Origin of the sequence: Azospirillum lipoferum (assembly GCF_024170005.1) — a bacterium.
Taxonomy (GTDB): domain Bacteria; phylum Pseudomonadota; class Alphaproteobacteria; order Azospirillales; family Azospirillaceae; genus Azospirillum; species Azospirillum lipoferum.
In genome coordinates this window covers 21,098-31,608 of record NZ_JALJXJ010000030.1, presented here as the reverse complement: position 1 = coordinate 31,608, position 10,511 = coordinate 21,098, and the positions used below count along the sequence as shown (strand labels likewise).

The window sequence follows — 10,511 nt, the reverse complement described above, 5'->3', positions numbered from 1 at the left end:
CACGACGGCGTCCGCTGCGACCAACGGCGTGAACGTCAGCTCCAACGAGCTGGTGAGCCTGACCTCGGTCGTCAGCGGCAGCCTGACGGATGCGACCCTCGCCAATTTCCGTACGGGGCTGGGGACGTTGACGAACTCGTCGGCCGGTGCGAGCACGCTGGTTCTGGCCAACAACGGCACCAGTTCCGCTCTGTACCAGGTGGTCGATACCAACGGCGACGGCCAGGTGGCCGCCACCGAGGTGCGCCTGCTCGGCGTCTACAACGGCACGGTCCTCGCGCTCTCCGACATCAACCTCGGGTGATGTCGGAGGAGGGCGGAGTCGGCGCGTCGGCGTCGGCTCCGTCGCCCGCACCGGGCAAGATCACTCCGGCTGGTGGTTCAGGTGCTGTTGACATCCGGCGGCTTTCGGGAGCGTATGGCGGCGCGGCAGAGCGGATCGGACAGCAAGGGATCGGACAGCGTGGCGGAACCGGTGAAGACAGCGGATGGCGGGGGAGGCACCCCGGCCGGAACATCCGCCCTGGCCTTCGATTTCGGAGAGAACTGGGACCATTACTCGCGCACGGTGCTGGACGAACCGCGGCTGGTGGCGGCGATCGACAGCCTGAAGGGGCTGGTCGGGACCGACCGGCTGAAGGACGCCAGCTTCTGCGATGTCGGCTCCGGCTCCGGCCTGTTCACCGTCGCCGCCGGTAAGCTGGGTGTTTCCCGCGCGCTGGGCTTCGACGTCAACCCCACCGGGGTCGAGGTGGCGCGCCGCAACCTGGGTCGCTTTGCGCCTGACCTGGCCGAGCGCATCGAGTTCCGTCGCGGTTCGGCGCTCGACAGCGTCTTCGTCGGCTCGCTCGGCCGTTTCGACGTGGTCTATGCCTGGGGCTCGCTGCACCACACCGGTTCGATGTGGCCGGCAATCGAGACGGTGGCCCTGCTGGTGGCGCCGGGCGGTACCTTCGTGCTGGCGCTCTACAACCGCCACTGGACCTCGCCGATCTGGACCCTGATCAAGATCGTCTACAACCTGTCGCCAGGATTCTTGCGGAAATTCTGGGATTGGACGCTCGGCTCGCTGATGTTCCTGGCGACCTGGGCGATCACCGGCTCCAACCCGCTGCGCAAGGAGCGCGGCATGGAGTTCTGGGTGGACGTGACCGACTGGCTCGGCGGCTACCCCTATGAATATGCCAGTGCCGACGAGGTGCGGGCGCGGATGAACGCGCTCGGCTTCGACCTGCTGGAAGTCCGTCCGCCGCGCGTGCCGACGGGCTGCAATGAATTCATCCTGCGCCGGAGGCCCGCATGAGCGACGACGCATTCAAGTCCGCCACCTCTCCCTTGCCCGCGGCGGCGGCCGATCACCCCGGCGGCGTCGATTACGACGACAGCTGGGAGCGGCGCTGGAACGACATGCGCAAATACGGCCCGACCGGCCGGCATTTGCGCCGCATCGTCACCGAGATGGTGCGCCCGCTGAATTACGACAGCCTGCTCGACGTCGGCTGCGGCCAGGGTTCGCTGCTCGCCACGCTGATGCCGCTGAAGCCGCAGGCCAGCTACACCGGCCTCGATTTCGCCGCCAAGGCCATCGACGTCGCCCGTCGCCGGGCGCCGAACGCCGAGTTCGGCCTGCTCGACGTTGCCGCCGGCCATCTCGACCGCCGCTTCGATCTGGTGGTCTGCACCGACGTGGTCGAGCATATCGAGGACGACGTCGCCGCACTCCGCAACCTTGCCGCCATGACCGGCCGCTATCTGCTGGTCTCCACCCTGCAGGGGCGGATGCGCGATTTCGAGCGCACCGTCGGCCACCACCGCAACTATGCCCGCGGTGAGCTGCAGGCCAAGATCAAGTCGGTCGGTCTGGAGGTCGAGCGGGTGGTGGAATGGGGTTTCCCCTTCTTCTCGCCGCTCTACCGCAACGTCCTGGGGGCTGCCAGCGGCCAGGGCACGGAAGGCGACTATGGTCCCGGCCGCCGGCTCATTGCCGAGGCGCTGTACCACCTGTTCCGCCTGAACTCCTGGTCGCACGGCGACTACATCTACGTGCTGGCCCGCCGGCCGGGGTCGTGAGCGCAGAGGGGCGATATCCAGCGACAATCTTTCAAGCACTTTCCTTGCATCACTTCATGACTTCATGAAAAGGCACCCTTAAATGCGTCCCCGCCTGAAAGCCCTGGTCAGCGCGTTGCTGGTCGCCCTGTTGCTGTGGCGGGTCGACATGGCGGAGGTCGGGCGGGTGCTGGCGGTGGCCTCGCCGGGATTGATGGCGCTCGCCGGGCTGCTGTTCTTCCTGATGCATGTGCTGAATGCGCTGAAGCTGCGGGTGCTGCTGCCGGAACTGCGGGCGGGGCGGCTGCTCGCCTACACGCTGGTGGCGCAGCTCTATGCGCTGGTGCTGCCGGGCCAGTTGGCCGGGGAGGCAGTGAAGGCCTACCGGCTCAGCCGGGATGAAGGGCAGGGGCAGGGTGACAGCGGCCGCATCGTCTCGGCGGTGGCCTTTGACAAGGTGACGGGAATCGCCGGGTTGCTGCTGCTGACCGGTGGTGGGCTGGCGGTGCAGTCGGCCCGTTTCGGCGACGGGCTGCTGGTGGCGGTCGGGTTGGTGCTGGCCGGGCTGGCCGCGGCGACCGTCCTGCTGGCCTGGGTGCCGGCGCGCGCCCTGCTGCTGGCTCTGCTCGGCTGGCGCGCCGGGCCGAAACGCGAGGCCTTGCTGCTCGGCCCGCTGCGCCGTTTCCTGGAGGCGTGGCGCGACCAGATGCACCGGCCGGGGCGGGCATTGCTGTCGGTCGCCGGCGGGATCGCAGTGCAGGTGGCGGCAGTCGCCGGCAGCCAGTTCCTGGGGCTGGCGGTCGGCATCGACCAGCCCTTTTCGGTGTGGAGCGCTGTGATCGGGCTGATGTCGGTGATCGTGCTGATGCCGGTCACCGTCGCCGGCATCGGTCTGCGCGAGGCGTCGCTGGTCGGGCTGCTCGATCTGGTCGGGGTGCCGCACGCCCAGTCGCTGGCGCTGGGCTTCGGCATCCTCGCCTTCCAGGTGATGGTCGCCCTGCTGGGAGCCGTCATCGACCTGACGGTCCTGCGGGAGCGGCGGACCGGTATGGAGGGGGCTGCTGGCCGCTCGCCGGACTGATCGGGCGTTCAGGAGTGGGCCGTTCAGGAATAGGGCGTGCAGGAATAAGGGTACGGTCACGATCCTTTGCCGCTACACCGGACACGGGAGGTCGTGCTTCGTGATCATGGAGAGGACCGGGAAGAATGAGCCAAATCACATTGGACAATGCGGTGAAGATTGCCAATGGCGCCCTCGCCGTCGGGCGTTATGACGTTGCCATTGGCGATGTGCGAAAACATCATATCCGCCTATCCCTGGTATGATGAGGCAAGAATGATATCCAAAATCGCCAAGGATAAACAGGCTCTGCGCGAAGCGGAATCTCTGATCAATTCCTATAGAAAATAAATATATCCAGAATGGAGAGGATGACATCATCGCCGAGATCCTTCTGAGGTTGCGGATATCCTCAGGAAGCTTCTGCGAGTTCGGTGCGTGGGATGGCATTCATCTCAGCAACACATACTCTCTGGCGGAGGCCGGCCGGAGCGGCGTCTACATCAAGGGGGATGCCGAAAAATACAAGGATCTGGTGGCCACCTGCGCGAAGCTGCCGGGGCAAAAGGTTCTGCCCGTTCTGGCTTTCGTATCTCCGGATGTTCCGGGCAAGCGGGTCGAAGCCATCCTCGGCACGACGCCCATGCCGAAGGATTTCGATATCCTGAGCATCGATATCGACAGCTGCGACTATGAGATTTGGGCATCCATCAAGGAATACGCGCCCAAAATCGTCATCATCAAGGTGAACAGTTACCTGCCGCCGGTGCGATACATCCATGGTGGCGAAACATCCGGCTCAAGCTTCATGGCGGTCGCCGATCTCGCGAAGGAAAAAGGCTATACGGTGGTTTGCCATACTGGGAACGCGATCTGCGTCCGGTCGGATCTCGTCAGTGCCCTCGGCCTTCCCGAAGAACTCATCCAAGACCCCTCTCTGGCCTACATGAATGCCTATGCCCCGTGGGATAACGATGAATTGCTGAGGATCGGCGGTTCCCTCTGAACCGGCTCCTGCGGATCCCTGTTCAGTCGAACGCATGCGGGGGGATATGACCCCCCGGCGCGATCAGGCTGATGGCGCGGCTCAAGCGGGAGCACGGCCGCCGAACTTATAAAAATTGTCGCTGTTCACCGTCGGCTCCGTCTTCCAGGAAATGCCGTCCGTGATCGATTCGACGTACCTGAAATACTGGGTATTGTCGATGTCGAAGAAGCGGCCCTGATACGCGATCAGGAAATGGCTGAACTTCCTGAGGATCGGCTCGAAGTCGTCCCTGACGCTCTGGGGGGATTCGCTCAACGACCATGTGGCGACAAAGGCGCTGCGCCCCACAGCTTGCGCAAGCTGTTCCAAGACGAATGGCTTCAAGGCCGCAAGGTCGGAGCAGCAGAGCGTGACGCCATCTTCCAATTCGTCCAGACGGTCGGTCGCCGTCAAACCGATCGATTGCAGGAAGAATTGCTGAAGGGCGCTGAATGCCGGCAGGTCGAAGATGATGTAGCGCCCTCGGAAACCAAGATTGCGGGCGAGACGGCAGAAGCTGCCATAGCCGCCGCCGAATTCGACCATGATGTCCATGTCTTCGAAGCGGCTTCCCGTGGCGGCTTCGAATTTGGCCGCATGATACGCATGGTGGATCAGGTTGTTGCTTGAAGACGGGTGGAGCACCGATGGGATCGGCATCCCGAAGATGTTCTCCTTCAGGGCAGGCGCCCAGCGCTCCTCCCAGTTCTTCAGATTCCTCAAATAACTGAATTCACCTTGAATATAGTCACTCTCACCGATCACCATGGATTGGATGATCGGCTGGAAGTGAAGGAACTGCCTCATGTCGCGTGATTTCGACAGTTCGTAAAGATCTAGGGAAAATTTTTCCCATATAGGCATATGGGCAGTTCGATCGGATCTTCCAGATACTTCGCTGATTTTTTCCAGAAAGGCTTTCAGGAAGACTTGATAATCATTTTGCGGTTGGGGCGCGTGATTGGCTTCCATTGAAGTCTTCCTTTTTGACTTGCGGCCTCAAGGGCGAACATGCCTGCCGGCCCGGGCGGAAATCCGCGAAGGCCGGCAGCGGACGGTCAGTAGGCCCCGAGAAACTCCTGCAGGCAGTCCAGCAGGCGGTCGATGACCTGATCGGTGAACAGCGGCGACAGCCCGATATAGAGGCCCCGGTCATGGATCGCGTCGGCGCCGGGCAGGGCGCCGGTCGCCAGATCCGGGAACAGCTTGGCTGCCGGCTGGCGCGCGATGTTGCCGGTCACCACCGGCCGCGTCTCCACGCCCTTGTTCTCCAGGTAGCGCACCAGATCGTCACGCGTGAAGGGGGCGTCGGCGGCCACCAGCAGGGGGATGCAGAACCAGGAGGGCTGGGCCAGCGGATGGGCGCGGGGCCGCGACAGATGACCGCTGCGGTCGATGACGTCGAAGATGCGCCGGGCGATCTGCTCCCGCCTCTCGTTGAAGCCGGGCAGCTTGCGCAGCTGGTGCAGGCCGAAGCCGGCCTGCAGCTCGGTCGGGCGCAGGTTGAAGCCCCAGTTCACGAAGGTGTAGCGCGGGTCGAGCGTCGGGTCGGCCACGGGGGGAGCCGGCCGGTTGGCGTTGCGCATCCAGCCATGCGCCCGCATGATCCGCAGGTTCTCGGCCACCTCGGCGCTGGAGCAGGAGATCATCCCGCCTTCCATCGTGCAGATGTGGTGGGAGAAGAAGAAGGAATAGGCGCCGCCCAGCCCGAAGGTGCCGACCTGCCTGCCGTTCCAGGCGGCTCCCAGCGCTTCGCAGCAATCCTCCAGCAGGACGAGCTTGTGCTTGGCGACCAGCGCGCCGATCCGGTCCATCTGGCAGGGGTTGCCCATCAGATGCACCAGGAACAGGGCGCGGGTGCGCGGACCGATCTTCGCCTCAAGGTCGTCGAGGTCGATGTTGAAGGTCGCGGGATCGACGTCCACCAGCCGGACCTTCAGCCCGGCCATCAGCGGCGACCAGATGTGCGTCGGCCAGGTCACCGCCGGAACCAGCACCTCGTCCCCCTCCTCCAGAAGCGGATTGGTCGGGTTGCGCAGCAGGAAGGACAGCAGCAGGTCGGCCGACGAGCCGCTGTTCACCATCACGGCGTCGTTGCAGTCGACATAGCTGGCGAACTGGCGTTCGAACTGAAGCGTCTTCTCCCACATGGTGGTGCGGAAGCTGGTCATCGAATGGACCGCCTCCATGATCTCGTCCACGTCGAAGGTCGCGAGGCTGAGGGGATAGAAATAGCGCCGGGCCTGGGCCTCGTTGCCGCGGTTGCCGACCGCGATCATGGCGTTCAGGACGTCGAGCAGCTTCACTTGCAGATCGGCGGGGGTCATGCGGCGCTCCGCGACTTCAGGGCACGATAATCGGCGATGGTCCGTTCGATGCCGTCCTCCAGCGTGACGGACGGCTGGAAGCCCATCTCCCGTATCCGGGATACGTCCAGGCATTTCAGCAGCATGCCGTCGGGCTTCTCGGCGTTCCAGGCGATCTCGCCGCCATAGCCGACCTTGGCGGCGATCAGCAGGGCCAGATCGCGGATCGAGATGTCCGTGCCGCTGCCGACATTGATGAAGCCGCCGTCGCCGGGCATCCGCTCCGTCAGCATCAGGATGGCGTCTGCAAGATCGTCGACATGCAGGAACTCGCGCCGGGCGCGGCCGGTGCCCCACAGCTCCACCCGGTCGACGCCGTCGTCCACCGCATCGGTGAAGCGGCGGACCAGGGCGGACAGCACATGCGAGTTCTGCAGGTCGAAGCTGTCGTTGGTGCCGTAGATGTTGCACGGCATCAGAGAGAAGCCGTCCATCCCATATTGCCGGTGATAGTATTCGACCATCTTCATGCCGGCGATCTTGGCGATCGCATAGGCCTCGTTGGTCGGCTCCAGCGGGCCGGTCAACAGATACTCCTCCCGCATCGGCTGCGGGCAGTTGGTCGGGTAGATGCAGGAACTGCCGAGGAACACCAGCCGTGCCGCGCCGGACTGGTGGGCGGCGTGGATGACGTTGGTCTGGATCGCCAGATTGTCGTACAGGAACGTCCCCGGCGAAGCGATGTTGGCCTGGATGCCGCCGACGCGGGCCGCGGCGAGAATCACCACCTCCGGCTGTTCCCGCTCGAAGAAGGCGTTGGTCGCCGTCTGGTCGCGCAGGTCGGCCGCGCTCTTCTCGACGGTGAGGATGTCGGGGTGTCCGATGGCGCGCAGCTTTCGCAGCACGGCGGACCCCACCATGCCGCGATGTCCCGCGACGAAGATTTTTCTGGCCATCAAGTCCATGGCGGCGCTCATCCGGAGATTGGCGGGGATTGGCGGAGATCGGGGAAACGGGTCCGGTCAGTAGCGGACCTGGGTCCAGCCGGGCGGGATCAGATCGCGGGTGTCCAGCCCATGGTTCAGCCATCTGGCCGGCGCATAGACCACCTTGTCCTGGGCGGCGCCGAGCCAGGCGGCCCACCAGGAGAAGCTGCTGTTGGCGATGATGAAGTGCCGGCAGGCGCTCATCAGCCGCAGATCCTCGTAATTGCGGTCGGCGCGGTTGTGGCCGACGAAGATGGTCGGCGCGTCCAGCTTCAGGTTGGCCTGGGCCCAATAGATGTCGTCGGAGAAGACGAACAGCGTCACCGGCCCGACCCGGCTTTGCAGATGGCTGAGCGAGCCTTCGTAATACTCGCGGGGGCAGACGCCGTGATGCTGCTGCGTTCCGGGGTTGGAGACATAGTCCGCGCGGCGGACATGCAGGCAGACCGCGTTGGTCTCGGCGATCATCGACAGCACGGTCGCATCCTGCCCTTCGGCGGGCGTCCGGACGCTGAAGTCCGACCGGATGACGTCGGCGATGGGTTCGATATAGCGGAAGCTCTGGAAATAGCCGCGCAGATACATCGGCGGCGGGGTTTCCAGGACATTGCGGTCGAAGCCGTAGGGATTGCCCTCGCGGTAGATCCGGCCCGTGGCCAGGATGTCGGTCAGATCCTCCGCCATGGCGAAGTCTTCCTGGATGTTCAGGTTCGACAGCGCATAGTGATGCAGCTTGTAGCGGACGAAGCCGGCGATGTTGAGCTTCAGCGGCACGTTGTGGCGCAGGGCCGCGGCCCGCGCCGCGGCGTATATGAACATCTGGTTCCCGAGGCCGCCGGTCAGATCCGCAATGATCATCGCCTGCATTCTTTCCCGATGAGTTGATGGAGTGACGCCGGACGAACGCCGGCTGCCCTGTTCAGGGCTGCCGGTCGGGCGGCGGGGCTGTGGAGGACGCGCCGTCCGGGACCAGCCCCAGCATCTCCTCCACCGTCTCGCGGCCCGCGAAGGGGGTGTAGCGGATCAGCGGGATGTCGACGATCATCGATTTGCGCCAGACATAGGCGCATTCCATGCTGAACTCGTAATCCTCGGAGATGCCGAAGGCGAGTTCCCCCCAATCCTTCCAGCGCACCTGCGTCAGCACCTCCTTCCGGATCACCGGCTGCCCGGCATGGACCGGGCGTTCGGTGAAGGCGCCGTACGACTGCTGCACCTGGACGCAGTCGCGCAGCCGCCCCTGCGGAAAGCAGCCTTCGGCGATGGCGCTCTGGTGCCAGATCATGAACTGGAGGGCGCCGTGAACCTGATAGAACTGCGCCCCTTCCAGGCAGCAGGTGTGGTTCAGGTGCATGATGTCGTACTGTTCGAACAGGCGCTTGACGATCTGGATGCGCTGCGGATGCGGGGTGTCGTCGGCATCCTGGTAGCAGATCAGCTCATGGATCGCCCGTTCCGAAGCGGCCTGGCGGTTCGGCCCGTGGAACATGCGCCGGTGATGCTTGAGAATGAGGATCTCGGGGAAGCGGGTGACGCCGATGGCGGCGACCCGCGCCAGGACGGCTTCATCCGCCTTATGCGCGTTGCTGACCGATACGATGACCTGATCCGGCAGTTCGGTGCCGTTCGCATAGGCTTCCAGCAGATCCGGAACCAGGACGATGTCCCGGTGGGTGCATGGGATGACGAGGGAGAGTTTCATCGGATGCGGGCCGGTTCCGGTCGGGGAGCATGTCGGGCTGAACGCGCGGCCGGCAGACGGCCACCGACGGGCATCCGCCCGGCTGCCCGTGTTGCCCGGCCGTTTGTCCGCACGTCATCCCACAGTGGCATGGGCCTTGGCAAGACGCTGTAGCGGGCGCGGCATTGCCGCATGCCATGGCCCCGGGTGGCTCCCGGTGGCCCTCGTGCCCGGTTCCCGACCCGATTATCCGCCCAATTATCCGTTGCGCTTGTCGGACCCAGCGGCCATACCATGGCCCGGCATCGCCCCCACAGATGACCCGCAGCCTCCGGACCCGTTCGATGACCCTCCTGCTTGCCCCCGGATCCGCCGCCATGGACACCGGCACGGTTTCCGTCTCGGTCCTGATCCCGGTCTATAACGAGGAGGACAACATCGCCCCCCTGTGCGGCCGGCTGATCCCGGCGCTCGACGGGCTGGGGCGCAGCTTCGAGGTCATCTTCGTCAATGACGGCTCCACCGACGGGACGGAGGCGGAACTGCAGCGGGTGGCGTCCGACCGCCGCATCCGCGTCATCAACTTCCGCCGCAACGTCGGCCAGACCGCGGCGATGATGGCCGGCATCGACCATGCCCGCGGCGACGTCATCGTGCCGATGGATGGCGACCTCCAGAACGACCCGCAGGACATCGCCGGCCTGCTCGCCAAGCTGGACGAGGGGTACGACGTGGTGTCGGGCTGGCGCGCCGACCGGCAGGACGGCTTCCTGCTGCGCACGCTGCCCAGCAAAATGGCCAACAAGCTGATCTCCACCATCTCCGGGGTGAAGCTGAACGACTATGGCTGCACGCTGAAGGCCTACCGGCGCCAGATGCTGCAGGGTTACCGGCTTTATGGCGAGATGCACCGCTTCGTACCGATCTACGCCCGCTGGCAGGGGGCGAAGCTGACCGAGATGCCGGTGCGCCACCACCCGCGCCGTCATGGCCAGTCGAAATACGGGCTGGAGCGGGTGCTGAAGGTCGTGCTCGACCTCGTCGTCGTCAAGTTCCTGACCCAGTACGAGACCAAGCCGATCTACATCTTCGGTTTTGCCGGCCTGATGTTCATGGGGCTGTCGGTGCTGGCCGGCATCTATGCGATCTACCTGAAGCTGGTCGACGGCATCTCCTTCATCCTGACGCCGCTGCCGCTGCTGGTGACGATGGGGCTGGTCACCGGCGTGATGTGCATCCTGATGGGGCTGCTGGCCGAACTGCTGGTCCGCATCTATTTCGAGAGCCAGGGCAAGAGCCACTATTCGATCAAGACCATGCTGAACTTCGACGAGCCGCCGCCGCCGGACCGCAGCCTCCGCGATTGAGAACGCCGATAAGAAGAAGGCCCCGTACCGTTCCC

The 10,511-nt window shown here is 64.6% G+C and carries 11 protein-coding genes; 6 read left to right on the top strand and 5 right to left on the bottom strand.

Annotation, left to right across the window (positions count from 1 at the left end):
* The 5 genes from J2848_RS35335 to J2848_RS35315 form a co-directional block, all read left to right on the top strand.
* The coding region (locus tag J2848_RS35335) for a hypothetical protein (protein WP_253568843.1) at window positions 1-304 on the top strand (304 nt) is incomplete at its 5' end.
* Between the two features lie 81 nt (window positions 305-385).
* Entirely contained in the window at window positions 386-1,303 is a 918-nt protein-coding gene (locus J2848_RS35330; RefSeq protein ID WP_246194536.1) for a class I SAM-dependent methyltransferase, read from the top strand.
* Window positions 1,300-2,070: a class I SAM-dependent methyltransferase gene (locus J2848_RS35325; RefSeq protein ID WP_149235626.1), complete on the top strand. Its 771-nt coding sequence runs from the start codon at window positions 1,300-1,302 to the stop codon at window positions 2,068-2,070. Before J2848_RS35330 ends, J2848_RS35325 begins: the two co-directional genes overlap by 4 nt.
* 82 nt (window positions 2,071-2,152) lie before the next feature.
* Window positions 2,153-3,130: a lysylphosphatidylglycerol synthase transmembrane domain-containing protein gene (locus tag J2848_RS35320; protein ID WP_149235627.1), complete on the top strand. Its 978-nt coding sequence runs from the start codon at window positions 2,153-2,155 to the stop codon at window positions 3,128-3,130.
* Between the two features lie 379 nt (window positions 3,131-3,509).
* Window positions 3,510-4,115 (top strand): hypothetical protein, encoded by a 606-nt coding sequence (locus tag J2848_RS35315; protein ID WP_149235628.1) that lies wholly within the window; start codon window positions 3,510-3,512, stop codon window positions 4,113-4,115.
* A gap of 81 nt (window positions 4,116-4,196) precedes the next feature.
* Here the strand turns inward: J2848_RS35315 and J2848_RS35310 are convergent, their stop codons facing one another.
* From J2848_RS35310 to J2848_RS35290, 5 genes are all read right to left on the bottom strand, one after another.
* Window positions 4,197-5,108 carry a hypothetical protein gene (locus J2848_RS35310; RefSeq protein ID WP_149235629.1) on the bottom strand — a complete coding sequence of 304 codons (912 nt, stop codon included), beginning with the start codon at window positions 5,106-5,108 and terminating at the stop codon, window positions 4,197-4,199.
* Between the two features lie 86 nt (window positions 5,109-5,194).
* Window positions 5,195-6,463: a DegT/DnrJ/EryC1/StrS family aminotransferase gene (locus J2848_RS35305; RefSeq protein WP_170307320.1), complete on the bottom strand. Its 1,269-nt coding sequence runs from the start codon at window positions 6,461-6,463 to the stop codon at window positions 5,195-5,197.
* Complete coding sequence (locus J2848_RS35300) at window positions 6,460-7,398, bottom strand: GDP-L-fucose synthase family protein (RefSeq protein ID WP_318604978.1); 939 nt, start codon at window positions 7,396-7,398, stop codon at window positions 6,460-6,462. The genes J2848_RS35305 and J2848_RS35300 overlap by 4 nt, the downstream gene beginning before the upstream one ends.
* Before the next feature lie 66 nt (window positions 7,399-7,464).
* Window positions 7,465-8,286 (bottom strand): alpha-1,2-fucosyltransferase, encoded by an 822-nt coding sequence (locus J2848_RS35295; RefSeq protein WP_170307321.1) that lies wholly within the window; start codon window positions 8,284-8,286, stop codon window positions 7,465-7,467.
* A gap of 61 nt (window positions 8,287-8,347) precedes the next feature.
* Window positions 8,348-9,130 carry a glycosyltransferase family 2 protein gene (locus tag J2848_RS35290; protein WP_149235633.1) on the bottom strand — a complete coding sequence of 261 codons (783 nt, stop codon included), beginning with the start codon at window positions 9,128-9,130 and terminating at the stop codon, window positions 8,348-8,350.
* A gap of 323 nt (window positions 9,131-9,453) precedes the next feature.
* Between J2848_RS35290 and J2848_RS35285 the strand changes: the two genes are divergently transcribed.
* Window positions 9,454-10,476: a glycosyltransferase family 2 protein gene (locus J2848_RS35285; protein ID WP_246194539.1), complete on the top strand. Its 1,023-nt coding sequence runs from the start codon at window positions 9,454-9,456 to the stop codon at window positions 10,474-10,476.
* Window positions 10,477-10,511: the final 35 nt, after the last annotated feature.